Origin of the sequence: Scytonema sp. PRP1 (assembly GCF_036697665.2) — a bacterium.
In the GTDB taxonomy this organism is placed as follows: domain Bacteria; phylum Cyanobacteriota; class Cyanobacteriia; order Cyanobacteriales; family Nostocaceae; genus Kalymmatonema; species Kalymmatonema gypsitolerans.
In genome coordinates this window covers 37,583-56,995 of record NZ_JBAHYJ020000020.1, presented here as the reverse complement: position 1 = coordinate 56,995, position 19,413 = coordinate 37,583, and the positions used below count along the sequence as shown (strand labels likewise).

Annotated in this window: 18 protein-coding genes; 12 read left to right on the top strand and 6 right to left on the bottom strand. The window is 43.8% G+C overall.

The window, feature by feature from the left end; translation table 11 throughout:
• Nucleotides 1–122: 122 nt before the first annotated feature.
• Nucleotides 123–905, top strand: a complete 783-nt coding sequence (locus tag V5G28_RS03735; protein ID WP_083630750.1) for a sulfite exporter TauE/SafE family protein — start codon at nucleotides 123–125, stop codon at nucleotides 903–905.
• Nucleotides 906–1,043: 138 nt separating this feature from the next.
• Nucleotides 1,044–1,931 (top strand): TauD/TfdA family dioxygenase, encoded by an 888-nt coding sequence (locus tag V5G28_RS03730; protein ID WP_332993575.1) that lies wholly within the window; start codon nucleotides 1,044–1,046, stop codon nucleotides 1,929–1,931.
• A gap of 95 nt (nucleotides 1,932–2,026) precedes the next feature.
• On the opposite strand, the gene V5G28_RS03725 is transcribed toward V5G28_RS03730, so the two are convergent.
• Together V5G28_RS03725 and V5G28_RS03720 are read right to left on the bottom strand one after the other, a co-directional pair.
• Nucleotides 2,027–3,643: an iron uptake porin gene (locus V5G28_RS03725; protein WP_332993572.1), complete on the bottom strand. Its 1,617-nt coding sequence runs from the start codon at nucleotides 3,641–3,643 to the stop codon at nucleotides 2,027–2,029.
• 400 nt (nucleotides 3,644–4,043) lie between these two features.
• A complete protein-coding gene (locus V5G28_RS03720) occupies nucleotides 4,044–5,234 on the bottom strand; it encodes a PstS family phosphate ABC transporter substrate-binding protein (RefSeq protein WP_332993571.1) in 1,191 nt (396 codons plus the stop codon).
• A 167-nt stretch (nucleotides 5,235–5,401) separates the two neighbouring features.
• Between V5G28_RS03720 and V5G28_RS03715 the strand changes: the two genes are divergently transcribed.
• Together V5G28_RS03715 and V5G28_RS03710 are read left to right on the top strand one after the other, a co-directional pair.
• The gene (locus tag V5G28_RS03715; RefSeq protein ID WP_332993569.1) at nucleotides 5,402–5,716 is read left to right on the top strand and encodes a hypothetical protein; all 315 of its coding nucleotides are present in this window, start codon (nucleotides 5,402–5,404) and stop codon (nucleotides 5,714–5,716) included.
• 46 nt (nucleotides 5,717–5,762) lie between these two features.
• The gene (locus V5G28_RS03710; RefSeq protein ID WP_332993567.1) at nucleotides 5,763–6,554 is read left to right on the top strand and encodes a YdcF family protein; all 792 of its coding nucleotides are present in this window, start codon (nucleotides 5,763–5,765) and stop codon (nucleotides 6,552–6,554) included.
• Between the two features lie 197 nt (nucleotides 6,555–6,751).
• Here the strand turns inward: V5G28_RS03710 and pgmB are convergent, their stop codons facing one another.
• Nucleotides 6,752–9,670 carry a beta-phosphoglucomutase gene (gene pgmB, locus V5G28_RS03705; RefSeq protein ID WP_332993564.1) on the bottom strand — a complete coding sequence of 973 codons (2,919 nt, stop codon included), beginning with the start codon at nucleotides 9,668–9,670 and terminating at the stop codon, nucleotides 6,752–6,754.
• 741 nt (nucleotides 9,671–10,411) lie between these two features.
• On the opposite strand from pgmB, the gene V5G28_RS03700 reads away from it, so the two are divergent.
• From V5G28_RS03700 to V5G28_RS03680, 5 genes are all read left to right on the top strand, one after another.
• Nucleotides 10,412–11,026: an MBL fold metallo-hydrolase gene (locus V5G28_RS03700; RefSeq protein WP_332993562.1), complete on the top strand. Its 615-nt coding sequence runs from the start codon at nucleotides 10,412–10,414 to the stop codon at nucleotides 11,024–11,026.
• 137 nt (nucleotides 11,027–11,163) lie between these two features.
• On the top strand, nucleotides 11,164–12,684 hold the full coding sequence (xylB, locus tag V5G28_RS03695; protein WP_332993560.1) for a xylulokinase: 1,521 nt from the start codon (nucleotides 11,164–11,166) through the stop codon (nucleotides 12,682–12,684).
• 157 nt (nucleotides 12,685–12,841) lie between these two features.
• Nucleotides 12,842–13,411, top strand: coding sequence for a Uma2 family endonuclease (locus V5G28_RS03690; RefSeq protein ID WP_332993558.1), 570 nt, complete (start codon nucleotides 12,842–12,844; stop codon nucleotides 13,409–13,411).
• Between the two features lie 141 nt (nucleotides 13,412–13,552).
• Nucleotides 13,553–13,864, top strand: a complete 312-nt coding sequence (locus V5G28_RS03685) for a DUF433 domain-containing protein (RefSeq protein ID WP_332993557.1) — start codon at nucleotides 13,553–13,555, stop codon at nucleotides 13,862–13,864.
• Nucleotides 13,857–14,192, top strand: a complete 336-nt coding sequence (locus V5G28_RS03680) for a DUF5615 family PIN-like protein (protein WP_332993554.1) — start codon at nucleotides 13,857–13,859, stop codon at nucleotides 14,190–14,192. Before V5G28_RS03685 ends, V5G28_RS03680 begins: the two co-directional genes overlap by 8 nt.
• A gap of 360 nt (nucleotides 14,193–14,552) precedes the next feature.
• On the opposite strand, the gene V5G28_RS03675 is transcribed toward V5G28_RS03680, so the two are convergent.
• The 3 genes from V5G28_RS03675 to V5G28_RS03665 form a co-directional block, all read right to left on the bottom strand.
• Complete coding sequence (locus tag V5G28_RS03675; RefSeq protein ID WP_041038455.1) at nucleotides 14,553–14,888, bottom strand: XisI protein; 336 nt, start codon at nucleotides 14,886–14,888, stop codon at nucleotides 14,553–14,555.
• Nucleotides 14,876–15,292 (bottom strand): XisH family protein, encoded by a 417-nt coding sequence (locus V5G28_RS03670; RefSeq protein WP_332993549.1) that lies wholly within the window; start codon nucleotides 15,290–15,292, stop codon nucleotides 14,876–14,878. Before V5G28_RS03670 ends, V5G28_RS03675 begins: the two co-directional genes overlap by 13 nt.
• Before the next feature lie 385 nt (nucleotides 15,293–15,677).
• The gene (locus tag V5G28_RS03665; protein WP_332993547.1) at nucleotides 15,678–16,829 is read right to left on the bottom strand and encodes an acyl-CoA dehydrogenase family protein; all 1,152 of its coding nucleotides are present in this window, start codon (nucleotides 16,827–16,829) and stop codon (nucleotides 15,678–15,680) included.
• Nucleotides 16,830–17,180: 351 nt separating this feature from the next.
• On the opposite strand from V5G28_RS03665, the gene V5G28_RS03660 reads away from it, so the two are divergent.
• The 3 genes from V5G28_RS03660 to V5G28_RS03650 are packed head-to-tail and all read left to right on the top strand — an operon-like array spanning nucleotide 17,181 to nucleotide 19,183.
• Nucleotides 17,181–17,468 (top strand): cupin domain-containing protein, encoded by a 288-nt coding sequence (locus V5G28_RS03660; protein ID WP_332993545.1) that lies wholly within the window; start codon nucleotides 17,181–17,183, stop codon nucleotides 17,466–17,468.
• 28 nt (nucleotides 17,469–17,496) lie between these two features.
• Nucleotides 17,497–18,132: an IS607 family transposase gene (locus V5G28_RS03655; RefSeq protein ID WP_332993541.1), complete on the top strand. Its 636-nt coding sequence runs from the start codon at nucleotides 17,497–17,499 to the stop codon at nucleotides 18,130–18,132.
• A complete protein-coding gene (locus tag V5G28_RS03650) occupies nucleotides 18,089–19,183 on the top strand; it encodes an RNA-guided endonuclease InsQ/TnpB family protein (protein WP_336229608.1) in 1,095 nt (364 codons plus the stop codon). Before V5G28_RS03655 ends, V5G28_RS03650 begins: the two co-directional genes overlap by 44 nt.
• The last annotated feature ends 230 nt before the right edge of the window (nucleotides 19,184–19,413 follow it).

Sequence of the window (19,413 nt, the reverse complement as noted above, 5' to 3'; positions counted from 1 at the left end):
TATCCAAGAAAACCAGCAATAATTTTTGTGTAAATTTTGCTAGAGGAAAGCAATAATAAAGGCTTTTGGGTCTTTAAATACAAATTTTAAGATAGACTCTTCCAAGATGAATCGGGTGCACTATGTTTGATGCCAATAATTATTTCATTATCTTCATTCTTGCAGTCATTTCCTTTCTTCTAAGCTATTTTGGTGCTTCGGTGGGTTTTGTTCTAGGTAATATTCGACTTCCTTTTCTTGTTTATGCCTTACAATCAACTACTAATGCAATAGGTATTGCAACAGGTACAAACTTAGCTACTTCTGCTATGGGGTCATTGGCTGGAACTTATTGCCACATTAGGGAAGGTCGTGTCAATTTTCGGTTGCTCTGCGCGATTGGTATACCCTCAGGAATAGGTGCACTTATAAGTACGCTTGCTTTTGCTCGTGTAGAAGCATATTGGATCAAAAGCGTTATAGGAATTGTACTTGTTTACTCAAGCTTTCAGATAGCCAATGCCAAAAAAGCTACTAAAGGCGAAAATAAGCATTCATCTCGCCAAAACTTATTGCTTGAGATAGTGATTGGAACTGCTCTGGGGTTATTAGCGGGTACTGTAGGTTTGGCGCTTGGTAGTATAAGATTACCTGCAATGATTCGAGTTTTAGGTATCGAGCCAAAGGATGCAGTAGGAACAAACTTAGCTATTAACTTAATTACTGCCAGTATTGGCGCAGCAGGCAGTATTTTGACTTTGGGAGTTCATTTACCACTGCTTGCATCACTTGTGCCAGCTACTGTGCTGGGTTCTTATTTTGGGGCACGCTCTGTTACCAAAATAGACGCCTCAAAGCTCCGCAAGTTAATTGCTTGGGCTCTGGGTGCTACGGGAACGTTCATGATTGTTGAAAGTCTGCACTAATTAATTATAGATCTTAGGTCTGAATCTTTAGAGTGCATTCCGATTTGAACATCTACAACTCAGATGTGTCCGATTGTGAAAGCAATGACGTTCTGTAATCTCATGAATCAACGTTAATCGGAAGAAGGAGTTTGTACAATGCTAACAGGTAATATCCTAGCGGTTAAACAAGATGACTTTGGAGCAAATTTAGATGATAAAAAAATTACTGAAGCTTCCAAAATTGATATTAGCCAGGTAACCCTAAAAATTACTAAACTTACAGACATTTCGCAATCAGACAAAACAAGTTTATTTGAGCTATTCAACAAATTTAAATTGGTCATCCTAGAATGTGAACCTTTGCCAAATCCTCAAGATAATTTATTAGCTTTAAATAATTTTTTTGGCTCAGTAAAGAGACATAAACGCTCTGACGAAAATGGTATTGTTTTGGTTGAAAATTTAGGCAACTCCCCCCTTGCTACTACTTATGTAGCTACGACTAATCAAGCTCACCTAATGCATACAGATGGTCCATATGAAATGGAACCTCCTAAAATTGTTGCCATGCAATGTGAAATACCCTCTAAACATGGAGGATTATCTCAAATTGTTTACAGTGAATCTGTCTATGAATATCTAATGGAAAACTATCTCCAAGAATTGCACAGGTTGTTTACTTATCCATTGACCATCACAAGAGGTGACCAAACAGCTAGACGAGCGATATTTCTTGAGAAAGAAGGCAAAATATCAATGAGTTTTAGAGCAGATTCAGTTGTCTCAATTGCAATTCCATCGCAACTGGAGAATGTTTACAGGATTATCAAAAACTATGTTAATAATCCGAAGAATCAATTGATATTTAAACTTCAAGCAAATCAAATTCTGGTATTTGATAATACTAGTATACTACATGGAAGAACATCTTTTCCAGAGAATCAAGTTCGCAAGCTAAATAGATTATGGTTTGATGGAATTTCAGAATATACTCATCACATACAACTTGGCTTTATCCCTAAATCCAAATTGTTACATCCTTAGGCGCTAGTGTATAAAGATATGGTAGAAGAAAGCACCCGTTAATTTAGCAACTGCTCTTCACGAGCCAATAATACAACCCTTAAAGGAGAATATCTTTAAAACTTGAAAGTGGTCCGGATTGTTCCTACAAAAATGCTGTCGTTGTTGTGATTGTGTTCCGGATTGGTAATGACAAATAAGCCAGGGGTAATAGCGATATTATCTGTGACTTGTAATCGATAAAAACCCTCTATATGTAAAGAAGTGTCCTGATCGGCTACCAGGCTACTTGATGTGACTTTTGGCGGCATACCGATGACAATCCCGGCTAGATTACCTTTTCCTCCTAAGTCTGGAAAAGCTAAAGTGACAGCATAGTTCAAGATATCTGCGTTATCATTACTAACTTCCGATTGGGCAAATGAGTAGCCTAACCAACCAGAAACAGTAAATTGAGGACTTATTCGCCAACTGGTTTGTAAGCCAAAGGAATCTGCTGAAGTTGCAACATTACCAAAAGGTCTGATGGCATTAACACTACCTGTACTACCTGTAAGGTTGACGCCACTATTGCCACCTCCGGCATTGTAGGAGTGAACGTAACTCAAGCCTATATCTAAATTTTTGATTGGCTCAAATATGACTTGTGCGAAAGCGCCGTAGCTACCATCAAAAAGTCCATTTTTATCAGTAGGATCTTCAGGATCGCGAACCATATAAGCTAAATCGAGCCTAGCACGCTCACTAAACTTATAATTGATAACTAACCCTGTACTGCCACTGGTTCGGTAGATAGGGTTAAATCGCCCAAAGCGGGAAATGCTACCACTACCGGAGCTTTCAAAGGGACTTAACGTTTCCACAAGATGATTCAATTCAGTATTAGCGGCAGAAACGGTGACTCTCAGCTTATCGCTTAATGGAAACTGATAGTACAGGTCATCTAGCCCAAGGTCGTTGTCTTCATCTCCATCAAATCCCAAACGAGTCATCCTAGTACCTGTGACACTACCCTGAAACTCAGTTATATTTCTGGCTTGCAAACGGGCTCTTAGACGGTCTTTGCCAGTAAAGCTTGTATCAAAATTCAAACGCACGCGATTGGCAAATATAATATTATCTTGCAAGTCAGGGTTGTTATTTGGATTGTTGTCTCTATCAGCTGCATCGTCACCAAAAACACCAGCTACTGCAAAGATAGCTTCACCATTGAGTTTTGTGGTAGTAGAAAACTGATTTGCCTCTAGTTCAGTAGTGCGGGCTTCTAGGGTATCTACACGACCGCGCAAGGTAGCCAGTTCAGCAGAGAATTCTTCTTGCAAGCGCTGCAAGGTAGACAGGTCTTCTTTTCTTACTAAGTCAGAGGTAGCTGTGGCAACGAGTTCGTTCACCCGATTTAAACACGCATTCAAACCTGCTGCAAATTCATAACGAGTCAAAGCTCGGTTACCGCGATAGGTGCCATTGGGATAACCAGCAATACAACCATAGCGCTCAACCAGGGATTGCAATGCTTGGAATGCCCAGTCTGTAGGTTGCACATCAGAAAATTGTGAAACGGATGTGACTTGACCGAGGCTCTGGGATTCTTGGGACAGTTGATCAACAGAAGTTACTTGTTGGTTGACTTCACTAGCTTTGGCGCTGTTAGCAGCGAAAAATGTCGCAGCGAAAACTACTGGAACGAGCTTGAGAAATTTCCAACACAGAAATTTCCAAGATAATTTTGTCATGGTTTTTGTCTAACTCACACCTAAATTCGGTTTTCTTATTTTCGACGTTGCATATTTAACGTAAGTTCGACAGAGCTTTGAAAGACTGATATGAAATCCTGATAGACAATTACTGTCATGCTAAATGCAGCCTAAGCGCAAAGCGGGCGCCCAGGCATACAAAGCAGCGTGTTCCCTTAGGACTCAGCTGAACGAAGTATCTCTATGGATTGCACCGTTTGGAAATTCTCCGCTTCGCACCCTGCGGGAAGCCGCAAAGCGTCTACAGAATGACATACGATCAGTAATTAATCGGATTTCATATGATTTTATACTGCTGCGCTCAAAGCTGTATCCCTGATTATTTCGTTGGTAGACTCTTTTCGTCGAACTCGCGTTAAGTGAAGAACAGTTTATGTTCTCAGCGCATAGGAACAAGCCCTGCCTTTTCGACAATCTGCTGACCTTCTTTGGACAGTAACATATTGGCATAGGCGTTCCCAGCCAGTTCATCGATTGTGCCGTCGGAGCGAAACACAATAAACATACGCCGACTCATCGGGTAAGAGCTATCCCTTATTGCGGCAGTATTAATCCTCTTGCCATCTTCTATAAAGGGTTGCACATATTCTTGGGAGTTAGGTTTAGCAATAGCAAGGGGGCGGATTGTTCTTTGACCGACAATTGGTGCATTTCCTCCAAAGGAAATCCCCCCAGGGGTTGAGGCTACCTTACGAATAGCACCAGTGAAATCACGGATGAATTGCACCTTGGAACTGATTTGATCAGCTTCTGGTCCGAGAAGCTCATTCAATGAAGTGGAAGCCTTAGGGTCCCTGGCGAAAGGTATGATCGGCAGATCCGGTCCTCCCACCTGCTTCCAGTTGGTTAGTTTACCTTTATATATGTCTTGAAGTTGATCAACTGAAAGTCCAGGAATGGAGATATCTGGATGGGTATAGAAGACAAGCGCATCTAAAGCCACTGGCACTTGCTTTAGCCCAAAGCCCCGTTCTTTAGCCTTGTCATAATCAGCCTCCTTGAGAGGTGCTCCACTCAGAGTAAAGCTCAGTTGACCATCAAGCACCATAGCTATACCCTTTCTGCCACCAGGTTTACCGTCTTTCGGTTCGGTATAGCGGAGGCGAAAATTGGGGTGAACTGTGGTGATTGCTTCGTGTAAGCCAGCAGCAGTCAGAGCTGCAAAGGAGTTTCCACCGCCGTAGTTAAATGTACCTTCCGGCACCTTCGGCACCTCTTTTATGGAATTGTAGAGTTTGACATCAGGAGCGGTGTTCTGATTGTTGCCACTGGAATTGTCAACTCCGATGAGCTCGGAGTTGTTCACACTGCTAACAGTTACGAACGCACAGTAGATTAACCAACTCACAAACAGAAACACCAAACCCGAGAGAAGCCGAATCATCCAAGGTGTCAACAGCCAATCTGCCAAAGTTTTCGGTTCAGGTTTGGCAGCCTTGTTGCTGTTTAGCACAGTTATATTCAGGGGTTTAGCGCACTTCACACAGCGTTTAGCTGTGGAAGGATTTGTATCATAGCCACAATGGTTACATAATATAAAGTTTTGATTATTCGATTTATCAGGATTCATTTAATTCTCTCAAGGTATGTATTTGCACTTACGGTAGTATTGCACCCTGGAGATTTCTGTTATGTTGTAACAATATATCACTAGATACCAAGTATATTTATCAGATTATGACTGTTTTTTGCAACCTAACTGTAGGAAGTTAATAAAGTGCGATTGGGCAAACAACAGTGCCGCAAGCCCAGAAAAGCGCTTTTGTGCGCGCCCTAGAGGGCAATGCTGCCAAACAAAGCCCAGAAAAACGCTCCGGGGCTTTGCCCCACCGTACGGCGATTGCGCAAAGGGGGCGCGCAGGCATACGCGTAACGTGTCCCTTTGGGACTCAGTGCCTGCCACAGGCGATCGCTACTAAACTGTATGAATTCCTCTCAAACATTGAAATTTACCTTATTAGGAAAAAGGTAAAAGCCCCTAGTCGCCGCACAGGGGTTTTTTTGATTGGAGTAGAAGCGCTCGTCCCTAACAGTCAATTAGATGAAGTTTAGTTAAGATGACAAAGAGTGCACATAGAGTATATAGGGTTAACTTCAAATGCTCAACCAAGCTTTGTGCGATCGCCCGGTTAGCCAGTGGCTTGTTTTGAAGTCAACGCTCTCTCACTGGCTAATGACACCAACATTTATTGTATTGCCACTCTTGATTTTAGTTTTTTTACCTTGGATGATTCCACGCTTACGTTGGAAGCGTTTTTGGAGTGGTTTGGGAACTGTGTTACTCGTGATTTACTTTAGTGCCACTTTTCCACTAACCATAGCTGTAGCCAAAAAAGGATTAGTTACTTTTATTCCCCCCGATCCTGGTACAACCGTAGACGCAATTGTTGTACTGGGGCGGGGGGAACCATTTAGACATTCAAGAGTTCAAGTAGCGGCTGAACTTTGGAGAGATCGTCGTGCACCATTAATTTTTGCCAGTGGTGCAGGAGATGGTTCCCAAATCGTCGAACAACTAGAAGCAAAAGGCATTCCTGATGCTGCATTGGGCGAAGAACACTGTTCTCAAACCACTAAGGAAAACGCACTGTTCACCGCATCAGTGCTACAACCACGAGGAGTCAAGCAAATTCTGCTAGTGACAGATCCTCCACATATGCTACGGTCATTACTCACTTTTCAAGGTATGGGGTTTGAAGTGATTCCGCGCACAAGCCCCATACCAACTGAATTAACTTCAACTAGAAAAGCAATGCTTTTGTTTTACGAGTACATGGGGTTAGTCAGCTATGGCTTGCGAGGGGAATTTCTTAAACACAACTCGGTTGAGCAAAATCCACCTGTAGCTAAAGTCAAGAATTTGGCGAATTTTGACGTGCAAAAACAGTAAGTATTTCAAGGATAGCTAAACTGAGATCAAGCCTAGAGTTGCAACAGTGAGTCGTCAGAGGCTCCAAACCCTCGTTACCAGGTTCAACCTGGTAACGAGATATTAGAGCCAGAGGCTGTTGTTGGGTGTGGCTCAACAAAAAATAAAATGGCAGGCATATTGCCCGCCATCCGGTCAATTGACCAATCATTTTGCCTTCAAGCTGTGACTTCTACCAAGGAAGCTTTATCGCTATTAATGAGGTGCGATCGCAACTCTTCCCAGCGAACCCTTTCTAAACTGGGTAATACAACGTGTGCTTTACCTACTCGTTCCGTAGGACCAAGCCCAATAGCTCGCATTCCCGCAGCAAGAGCAGCTTCTACACCAGCTCCTGCGTCTTCCACCACAACACATCGTGAGGGTGAAACACCAAGTTGTTGTGCAGCATATAGGAAAAGGTCTGGTGCTGGTTTTGGTTGGGATACGCTGTAGCCATCAGCAATAGCATCCAAGTGTTCGGCAATGCCCAAACGTTCGATGACAGTCTCGGCGTTTTTGCTGGATGAACCCAAAGCCACTTTAATTCCAGCAGCTCGTACTTCCTGCAACAAATCTGCAACTCCTGGGAGTAGATGTGCTGGCGTAATCTTCTGCATCACTTCTACGTAGTAGCGATTCTTACGCTCCATCATGTCCTGAATTTGCTCTTCAGTTGCTGGGCGGTTTCCTAAGATATGCAGCAAAGATTCTCGACGTGGCAGTCCTCGCATTGCTTCATTTGCTTCTCGGTCAAACTCTATGCCTTCTTCATCTGCCAGTTGCTTCCAAGCCAAATAGTGTAACTCCGAGGTATCGGTTAAAACACCATCCAAGTCAAAGATGAGGCCAGCAATTGCTGAGTCTGAAGTTGGCGCAATATCTGCAAAGGTTTGAATTTTTTCTGGTTGCAAGTCGAATTCATACCACTCGTTGCACCATTGCAGACGAAACTTCAAACGTGTCCAGCCTGACGGTAGATTTGGACAAGCAACAGGACCAAATTGAGTCATCCGGATACCAGCAAACCCGAAGATTACAGCTTGCCAAACTCCACCAGCACTAGCAGCGTGAATACCTTCGGCTGCGTTACGCCGCACATCTTCCAAATCTACCAACGCCGATCGCATAAAATGGGTATATGCTTCTTCTGGATGATTCAGATCGCAAGCTAAGATAGCGTGAATTGCTGGACCGAGTGAGGAACCATAAGTATGGTCGGTGCGGGGGTTGTAATAATCCCAGTTGGTTTGTAGAGTTTTGCGATCGTAGACGTCGCGTAGCAAGTAGAAAAGCATCAATACATCTGGCTGCTTGAGAATTTGCTTTTGACTTGTCGCCTCAACTCCCAAAAGTCCTTGCATTGATGTGGTACGGGTTTCGTAATCAGCCCAGTTAATATCTTCGAGTTCAAAGAAACCCTCAAACTGTTCCATCAACCCAGTTTCTGAGTCTTGGTTGACATAAAGATTTTTGGCAATAGATGCCCAGCTTTCAAAACGTTCGGTTCCTAAGTTGAGTTTTATCGCCAGCTGTTCTGCTGTGTCAGGATAAGCCTGATGCAGCCAGTTCCACAACATCAATGCCGACTGTAAGTGCCATTGCGCCATGAGATTGGTGAAGGCGTTATTGTCTACGCGATCGTGATTTTCATCAGGTCCAATCACATCACGGATATCATAACTGTTGCGCTGTGGGTTCCACTCAACCCGACTTTGCCAGAAAGCAGCTGTATCTAGGATAATTTCTGCACCATAATCGCGCATCCATTCATCATCACCGGTATGCCGCCAGTAGTTCAAAGCAGCATAAGCCACATCTGTGCTGATATGCACTTCAATGTCACCGCACCAGATGCGGATTTGCTCACCGTTTTTACCTGGTACCCACCGGGGAGTCACTTCATCACCAGTAGTGGCACTTTCCCAAGCATACATTGCGCCAGAGTATCCCGCTTCTTTGGCTTTGCGTCGCGCCCCATCTAAAGTGTGGTAGCGGTAGGTCAGCAGGTTACGTGCCAGCGCTGGCTGAGTTAAGGTTAGGAAGGGCAAGATAAAAATTTCTGTATCCCAAAAGATGTGTCCGCTATAAGCAAAACCGGAGAGGGTTTTGGGAGGAATGCTGACTCGGTCATCATGACGTGGTGCAGCAGCAAGCACTTGGAAGATATTGTAGCGAATGCTCAACTGCGCTTTGCGATCGCCTTCAATAATTATGTCACTGTCTTGCCACACCTGCTCCCATGCTGCAATGTGAGCCGCAAACAGGGTGGAGTAGCTTGGTTCATCTGCTAGCCTATTTAAGGCTGCTGCCATTGGGGTTTCTGTATCTCGTGAAGTAAACAAAGTGACAATTTTGTCAACGGTCACTGTTTGTCCTGGTACGCATTGGAAGGTTTTTGTTAAGCTTGCGGAACCGTTCTGTTCGCCCAAGGGTGCAGCATCTTCACCTTCAACCACAAGCTTAGCTGCCATACCAAGTTCAATTCCAGAATGGAGAGTTTGGCTGTGCAACCAGACAAGATTTCCGGCGGTACCAAAGTTTAGCGTTTGCCAGTGTTTGACACCTTGGGTATCCTGTTCGGGATTAAACTCAACTTCAACTGAGATGTCACCTTCAAAATCTTGGGATGTGATTTCACAACGGACAGCTAAAACGTGTTGATCTGCTAGACTAGCGAAACGCTGAAAGTGGAAATCCACAGTATGACCTTGTGGAGAACGCCACCGCACCTCACGGTTCAATAAACCCAAACGCATATCAAGCCGACGCTCATAGTACAAAAGTTCGCCAGCGTCAAGACGGAAGCGTTCTTCTCCGACTTTCACAACCAACGACAGCCAGCTGGGGCAGTTGACAAGTTGTGTGGTGGCGATCGCAACATCATCATAAACACCATTAATGATTGTTGCTGCGGAATCATTGGGATATCCTTCCTCGAAAGTTCCCCGTGTTCCCAAGTACCCGTTGCCAAGGGTGAAGACGGTTTCTTTGTGGTGCAGCTGACTAGGATTGAACTCTGTTTCAATCACGTTCCAGCCAGTGGAGTCAAAAACTTGCTGATTATTTTGGGAGGTGTCAGTTGAGTAGTAGAGCATTACTTAATAAAACCTATATTTTGGTGTTTATGTTGGTCGGGATGAAATAGCTTTTTTAGGGGTTAGATTCAGTTATTGACTACAAACAGTTGAACGCCACTTACAGAAAACTTGGGGATTCCCTGCAACGCTGTGGGTTTTTAGGACTGTCCTCCCCTGCGCCCCTCTGTTTGGACTCATATAAATCCTTAACAGGGAAGAACGATGCCTTCTTGAAAAGAAAGGTTCCCATTTTCATCGATCGTTTGATAGATTGTATTAACTTTTTTCGTTAAAAATTTTAAATATTTAGATCTGAAACAATAAAATTTATAAATAAATTTATCAGATCTGACAAAAAAGTTGATGGACAGTAAGTTATCTCAGAGCGCTTTAGAGGAGGTATATTTGTTTGGAGTGCGTTGTTATAGCTATTATCTCCTGCTAGATAAAAATCTTTATCACAACTTTTATACAATGTATTATATTTTAATCTTTTCTTTAGAATGACACATTATTATTAGCATATTTTTTTGTGAAGACCCTCCTCATAAAAATAAGCAGGGGGAGCAGGGGAAGCGCTTGGGTTGCAGGGGAAGAAAATTTTGATTTATAACGCAGCAAGAAGAATATTCGCAATTTCAATGCATTGCAGCAATGTAAAGTTTAACCAAAATACCATCAGACCTTAACTTCGCCTTATGTATAAATATATTAAGAAGAAGCAACTATGTAGTACTAAATTTACTCAACGAATTTCCAATGAAACTTCTACACCGTAATGACTTATACGGATGGTCATCCTTTAATAAAGAACGCAATATAGATTTCAATAGTATTGCTTGGATTCGTCCAGACGGTAATATTCTCATCGATCCATTGTCTCTGTTATCCTACGACTACGAACACCTAAATTCCTTAGGTAGTGTTCGTTGGATTGTGATCACCAATTCAGATCACGTACGTGCAGCGAAGGAACTCGCATATGTGACTGGTGCCCAAATTGCAGGTCCTTTTGCTGAACGAAGTCAGTTTCCTATTGAGTGCGCTCGCTGGCTTTGTGATGGCGAAGAGTTAGTTCCAGGGTTGCAGGTGATTGAATTGCAAGGCTCGAAGACACCTGGTGAGCTGGCACTGCTTTTGGACAAGACAACTCTGATCACAGGCGATTTGATCCGAGCACACAAAGCAGGAAGCCTAACGATTTTACCCAATGACAAACTTTGCAATCAAGAGCAAGCGGTTGCCTCAGTCCAAAGACTAGCCCATATAAATGGCATAGAGGCTGTACTGGTGGGCGATGGGTGGCCAGTTTTTCGGGATGGAGGTTTAGCGTTGAAAGAACTTGCAGCTAGCCAACGACCGAAGTCCACCTAGTGGTTGAGGGAATACGAAGTCATATCATGTCCGATTAAATAACCTTACTAAATGTGTAGTGAGGACTTTAGTCCTCTTCCACGAAAACAAGGACTTCAGTCCTTACTACTAGAATTGCTGAATTTGGGAGGGGGCAATTGACTGACGTCGTAGTTGGCTTAGATCTGGGTACAGGAGGAGTGCGGGCGATCGCTGTTGATCTGCAAGGGCAAATTATCGCTCAAACGACGAAAAGCTATCCCCTGTTAACCCCACAGCCCGGTTGGACAGAGCAGAACCCATCGGATTGGGTTGAGGCTAGTTTGGATGCCCTGTTTGATGTTACTCAACAGCTAGATGGACACCAAGCGATTGCCCTCGGTTTGTCTGGACAAATGCATGGTATGGTTCCTCTGGATGCAGAGGGCAGAGTGATCAGACCGGCAATTTTGTGGAATGATCAGCGCACTGGTAAAGCTGTTGATGCGATTGAAGCCACTATTCCCCGTCAGGAGTTGATCCAGCGCACTGGAAATCCTGCAATTACCGGGTTTCAGCTTCCGAAGCTGGTGTGGTTACGGGCTGAAGAACCGCAAGCGTATGCTCGGCTGTGGCAGATTCTTTTGCCAAAAGATTATCTTGGATATGTGCTCACTGGCGAGCTAGTGACAGAGCCCTCTGATGCGTCTGGTGTCGGGTGTTTAAACCTGGCGAATCGGCAATGGGATACGGATATTCTCAATGCTCTCAATATCAACCCAGCGTTGTTCCCCTCAGTAGTCGAGTCTACGGCGATCGCCGGACGGTTGAAATCAGAAATCGCCACCCGCGTGGGACTCCCTGCCGGATTACCTGTAGTCGCAGGCGGAGGCGACAATGCCGCAGCGGCGATCGGTCTGGGCATCTCCGCCTGCAACCTGAACCGGGGCAGTCTGAGTATTGGCACGTCGGGAGTTATCTTTGCACCGTGCGATAGCGAAGCGCTGCCGCCTTCGGCAGTTCGCCCAATTCCCGATCCAGAAGGTCGGGTGCATTTGTTCTGTCATGTGGATGGTGGTTATCATCTCTTGGGAGTGACGCTGGCGGCAGGTGGTTCTCTGCGTTGGTATCGAGATACATTTGCACCGAATATTCCCTACACCGATTTGATGGATATGGCAGCGCGATCGCTGCCTGGTGCCCGTGGTGTTCTATTTCTGCCCCACCTTTCAGGAGAGCGCAGTCCCCACCTCGATCCAGATACTCGCGGTGCTTGGGTAAACCTGTCACTGGCTCATACGCAGGCAGATATCATTCGTGCCGTTTTGGAAGGTGTTGCATTTAGCTTGCGGGAAGCGTTGGAGGTAATTAGTGCGATACGCGCAGCGTCAAGCCTCCGGCTTATCGCTCCCGTTAATCAACTCTTGGCAACAGGTGGAGGCGCACGATCCGGCGTCTGGTTACAAATTTTGGCAGATGTTTTGCAAACAGAACTCATTGCTCCCAAAGCCGAAGAAGGAGCAGCTTACGGAGCAGCCATTCTGGCAATGGTCGGGGTTGGTGCATATTCCAACTTAGAAGCTGCATTTAAGATGCTGCCGCAGGATAGTAATGTGGTACAGCCGCAAGAAAATCCTGTGTATGAAGCAGGGTTTAAGCGATATAAGTTATTATACGACGCCCTTAAAGCCGTTCGTTGACAGAACACATTGTCAAAAACAGGAGTAATCTACCTGCGCTATACTCACGCAACGCACACTACCGAAGAAATGCGCTCGCAGTATGAGATAACCCCAGAACTAAATCTGTGACAAAATAGTTTTGTTGTCCTATAGCCAATGCGATCGGCTACGACCTATGATTTCTACCATCAAGCGCCGCTACACTTTGGATGAATATCGCGCGCTCGAAGAAAAAGCGGAAGGACGCAGCGAATATCGAGATGGAGAAATTATACCCATGCCCGGAGGAACCCTCAAACACAGCCGCATCAGTGGTAATATTTTTGCCTTTCTCAAGTTTCTGCTGCGCGATACTGAATTTGAGCCAATTAACAGCGATTTGCGGCTGTGGATTCCTGAACATCGACGCGGAGTATATCCAGACGTGATGATTTTTAAGGGCGAACCGCAACTGAATAATGATCGCTTGGATGAAGTCTTGAATCCTATTTTAATTGTTGAAGTACTATCTCCTTCCACCGCAGATTACGACCGACAAAATAAATTTCGGATATATCGATCAATTCCTAGTTTTAGCGAATATTTATTAGTCGAGCAGGATGAAGCTTTTGTCGAACGCTATAGCAAGCAAACCCAAGGTTGGTTGTTCAATGAATTTAAAGGCTTGGAACAATCTATTTCCCTAGACTCAGTTGGGATGGAATTGCCAATGGCGGAAATTTATCGCGGCGTTGTTTTTGAGTAAAATAGCTCTGGCTTAAAGAGGTGATCAATAGCGCAGGTTGCTCAAGGAAGCATTCTGCTGGTCTGGTTCCATCTATAACTTTGTAAGAGCCAGGACAGGTGTGTATTATTAAATTATGAAACAGATCTGGAAGATTTACCAATGCAATTAGTCAGTCGGGAGCATATCGAGATCGCTTCTGATGTGCGGAGTGGGAAGCCCCGCATTGTCGGTACCCGCATTGCTGTAGAAGATGTGGCGGTGATGCATTTAAAGCTAGGGTATTCCTTGGTAGAGATTGCTGGTAAGTATGACCTGTCACTGGCATCTGTTTATGCAGCAATGGCTTATTACTTTGATCACCGAGACGAGATTGATCGCCGCATAGCAGAAGAAGATGAGTTAGTTGAGGTACTGAAGCAAAATCATCCCTCGCATCTCCAAGAGAAACTCAGACAGTTGAGGAATGAGTAAACGAATTCGCTTTCATCTGGATGAAAATGTCGATCCTGCAATCGCGCTTGGCTTGCGCCGTTATGGAATTGATGTCACAACAACCAATGATGTGGAATTACGTACTCAAACCGATGAAGTCCAGTTAGCGTTTATTCAGAAAACACAGCGAGTACTGTTCACCCAAGATGCAGATTTTTTGATTATTGCAAGTTCTAGGCTTGATCATCCTGGCATTACCTACTGCAAAAAAGGGACTCGTTCAATTGGTGAAATTATTGAAACCTTGGTTTTGATTTATGAGGTGATGACACCTGAAGAGATGGTGGGACGTGTCGAGTTTGTGTGAAATGAAAGCAGCACCGAGAGGCTTGCATTCAAAAACTCAATTCTGGGGAACATTGAAACGAAAAACCCCCAATCCGCTACAAAAATTTTGTAGCCTGATGGAGATTCCCAGTGATGCTCAGGTTTTAATTCAAGCGTTTTTTTAATCCACGGTCGATTGCTTTTCTTACGCTTTGCCTACATAAAGTTTGGTCTCGGAATCTCGCTCAACGATCGCAGTGAAGGTTCTCATAACATTTGTCAGCAACAATGCTTTCTAAAGCATAATCTGGCAGTAGCTTGTTTGTCAGCTTTAGTATTTGGTAGGGTGCGTTGTTGCTCGCGCAACACACCACACTCCTGCTGTATATATGGCTATTCTTTAAGCAACGCCGTAATCTGTGTACTGCCTTTTATACGGAGGTTGCAATCCCAAAACAATATCGTCTTTCGGAACACCCATTTTAACTAACTCCTCAGCAGGATTCTGATCTGTTAAGTTCTGCTGAAGCCATATTTTTCCGTTTTTAATGTCAAAATGCATCACACATCGATAAATGCGATTAAATTGTTGCCAACCCACATTCATCCACTGATAATGATCTCGCTCTGTATCAAAGATAAGTTGAGCCTCTACCTGATCATCTGAAACATCGTCACTGGTATAACGAGTAAGCAAGGTCTGAATGTACTCTCGATACTTAGCTATTTTATCCATTGCACAATCACCTCATTCACTGGATCGTAAACAACTAACAAAACTTGATATTTTTGTACTGCAATCTGCGTGAACTCAAGTTGAAAGAAAGTTCCATAGGCATCTAGTGGAACTGCCAAATATAATACTCGCTCTGGCTCAGTTTCTTCCAGCGCCAGCCGATAACTGAGGAATTGACCTAAAGCAGCGTAGAAATCTGTAATTGCAGAAGGGTTCAAAAAGCTCTTGATCTCGACTGCTATTTTCTCACCTGCTTTCTCGGCTGCAACCAGTCTTTCTGCACCCAAATCTACCTGAAAGTTGACGTTACCAAATTTAAATTTGAGTGGATCATCTGTAATTAGCCACTGCTCTTTTTGTAGAGCTTGCTTGACTGCTTCGTGAAAGATGTCCTTTGCAGACACAGATTAAAATTAAATACTTGTACACTCACGATCATACTCTTTTTGCTGAAGTTGACTTAATTCCATGACAACTGTTAGCAATATCGAGCCAACCTTCAATAGTGACAATTCGACTAAGTAGATAGGTAGAAATAAACAGAACTATGTTAAAAAATGTAAAAGCCTCTAAAACCCGCGCCTTAGACCAATGACTAATGACTAAGGACTGCCGAAACTCGTTAACTTTATTTGTACCGACCTACTTACCATCTTTGAGGATGTGAATTTCAATTTGGTCGCTTGCCTAGGTTAGACGATCGCTCTCCAGTGCTAGACGGGCATCGCGGTAAAGTCGCTCGTCTGGTACTGGAGGGCAGCGCTGATTAAGTTAAGAGTTGGGGGAAAGTTAGTCTTTTGCCTCGATCGTCCAATTGAGAGCAAGTTGTCCTGCAAGTCGGCGTTGCTCACCTTCCCGTAAAGGGTGATAACGAACAGCTTGAGCATCACGGAACAATTGCTCTAAACCCAGCGAACGATAAAACGCAGTGCCACCCGTAGCTTCCATTGCCAGATCAACCACATTGAGCACAGCACGTGCTACTAACGTGCGACCCATCATAATTTGATTAGTGGTATCAAATCCAGGTTGACTGGTATCTGCCACTGTAATCATGTGTTGTAGCGCTAACTTTGCAGCCATCAGTTCGTTCTCGATGCCGCCGACTAAGTAGCAAATATGGTTATCTTCTGGGCGTTTCTGAATCAACTGCACCGTTAAGTCTCGTGCGGCTTCTGCCACACCCACATATACTGAGTAGACCAATGGCATTGCCAGCATTGAGATTATGTGAAACAAAGGATGCCACTTACCCTGGGGTCGTCTCAGCGCGATCGCTGTATCAGGCACAAATACATCCGATAACAGGATGTTGTGGGAGCCTGTGCCCTGCATACCCATTGCGTGCCAAACGGGATCAATCTTGACTCCATCAGCATGAACAGGAATCGCAAAATGCAGAACAGTGGAGCCAGCTTCTGGATCATCGTAAACAGCGCTAGTCATGAGCAAATCACCGGCAGGGGCACCGCTAGCAAAGACTTTACAGGCGTTAATGTAAAAACCACCTTCGACCCGAGTTGCCGTACCAGAGCCTTGTAACCAATCAGAACCACCGCTACTGAGGAGGATAATTTGTTCCATTGCCACTCGTCGCAGCAAACCCTCCATAGGAGCATTTTGATGACGCCAACGCCATACAGGTATCATTACTTGATGCGTATGCATGGCAAAGGCAAGCGCAGTGGAGCTGCAATGATGAGCAAGCTCACGCAGCACTCCACACATCTCGATGTAGCTTGCTCCTCCACCGCCTAACTCAGTAGGCACACCCGCCGAAACGAATCCATGCTGTTTCAAATCTGCAAAGTTTTCAGCAACAAAGCGATCGTTTTCGTTTGCATCAGTGCGACGTTCTGCAAATTGAGAACCTAAATTTTTAGCAAATTCTATCCAGGGTTTGGCAGGTGAATAGGCTGTAGGGGCTTGTAATTCCAACATAGTGTCGTCCTTTAGAGTTACAGGAATTGATTTCAAATACGGGCAAACTTAATTGAATAGTTGATGAAAGACAATGTGCAGACCACAGGGGGATTGCACTCGTCTTTATGATTTAGAAACTGTCAATCTGGAGACAGTTAAATTGAAAATGTTTGAACGTTGTGTGATGTCCCTTCAGATGCTACGTTTTTAACAGCGGCTTAACGGATAATAATGCACTGTAACTATATACTTGACTATAAAAACGGGATGTGCAATGACTAAGACTCTGGAGTTCTTGACTGAAACGCCAGACTAGTAAATGTCACTTTACTGAGTGAACGGTTGTAATAATTCTTACTTAAAAGTGCTATGGATGTTCTCTCTGATGTGCTTCGAGTGATTCGCCTTTCAGGTGGTGTCCGGTTTCGTACCGAGTACTTTGCTCCCTGGAGTATTGAAACGCCACCGCCAGATCAGTTAGCAGTGCTACTGCAAGCAGCTTCACGGCGAATTGTCTCGTTTCACATTGTTGCTGAGGGAACCTGTTGGGTAGAAATTGATGGATGCTCTGAAAGCAAACAACTCTCTGAGGTTTTTCAACAGTTAATTAAAATATCACTATTTCTCACAAAAGCTTACCAAAGCTTGCTAGACTAATTTCAGTGAGCAATAGTGAAGTTTAGTGATGTCTAAGTACGTGCCTTTACGTGTTGCTTGTGGCAGACTAGGGGTTCATGCAAACACGATAAGGAGGTGGGCAGATAGTGGACAATTGCCAAGTATCCGAACACAAGGGAATCAACGATTGTTCGATATTGACTCCTACCTCAAGGAAAAAGAGGGGGAAAAACGGCGGAAAATCTGCTACTGTCGAGTCTCCAGTCACAAGCAACGAGATGACCTTGAGCGACAAGTTGAGTTCATGCGCCGACGCTACCCAAATCACGAAATTATCACAGACATCGGGTCAGGACTCAACTTTAAAAGAAAAGGTCTTATATCCATATTGGACTGGGTTAGCGAAAGAACTGTCTGTGAAATTGTTGTCGCACATCGAGATAGACTCGTTAGATTTGGGTTTGACCTTATCGAATGGTTTGGTAAAAAATTCTCCTGTGAAATCGTGGTTCTCGACGAGAATAAACTTTCACCCACAGAAGAACTTACAAGGGATTTGCTTTCGATCATCCATGTTTTCTCATGCAGGATGCATGGACTCAGAAAGTACCAACGTGAAATCAAAGAAGATAAGGATATTCCCAAACCAACAACAAACGGTGACTCTGAAGAAATGGATGGGAACGGCTCGATATGTGTTTAATCAAACTATCGCATACCTGAACAAACCAGATACTAAGGCTTCTTGGAAAGCAATCAAAACAGGAATTATTCAATCTTTACCTGAATGGTCGAAAGAAACACCTTATCAGATAAAATCAATTGCGATTAAAGACGCTTGCGATGCTGTGAAAAATGCTAAGAAAAAATTCCAGCAGACAAAACAGATTCAACTCGTCAAATTTCGCTCGAAAAAAGAGAGACGGGATAGCATCTATATTCCGAAAGGTTCTGTGAAATCGGAATCGGTGTATATAACTTCTTTAGGTAAGTCTTTACAACCTGCTGAAGTTTTTCCAGACATAGAGTTTGATTGTAAGTTAGTGCATCAGAATGGGAAGTTTTACATCATAATTCCTATGGTATTTGAGTCAAAAAAATCTGAGAACCAAAGATTAGGCTTAGTTGCTCTAGACCCTGGTGTAAGAACATTTCAAACATTCTTCAGTCTTCATTTGAATGGTGATTTTGGAAACTTAGACATTGGTAGAATCTACAGGCTATGCGCTTATCTAGATAATTTGTACAGTCGTATCTCTAAAGCGAAAGGCACTCCAAAGTATAGAATGCTTAAAGCTTCTAGAAGAATGAGAGAACGCATTCGTAATATTGTAGATGAAGCACATAAGCAAATTGCTCATTATCTCTGCTCTCAATTTGATGTGATTCTATTACCTAGCTTTGAAACATCAGAAATGGTAGTGAAAAAGTCTAGAAAGCTCAGGTCAAAGACAGCAAGAGCAATGCTCAATTGGTCACATTATAGATTCAAGGAATATCTAAAGTTCAAAGCACAAGAATGGAAGACACAGGTCATTGAAGTGTCAGAAGCTTACACATCGAAAACCTGTACAAAGTGTGGACATATTCACACCAAATTGGGTGGAAACAAAAAATTCAAATGTCCTAGCTGTGGTCACACACTGCCAAGAGATTTGAATGGGAGCCTTGGGATATATCTTAAGGCATTGGTAGAACGTCCTGAACTCCTGCAATGGAGGGAGCATTTGTTAGCAATGGGCAACCAAAGTTAACTTAAAACGTTCGGAACACTACCCAAAACAGAGTATATCAAGACGCAGATTGAGGAATCAGCTTATCAGCAATTTTTGGCTGATTATAACCTACCTGATAGCACTGGCTTCAAAAAACTGCTGCTGGACGGATAGATCCCCGACTTCTTAAAGAAGTCGGGGATCTGAATGACGTGCACTGTTTCGGTGAGTGCGGTTTTCCCATCTCTAGTCGCGAAAAACCCGCAATA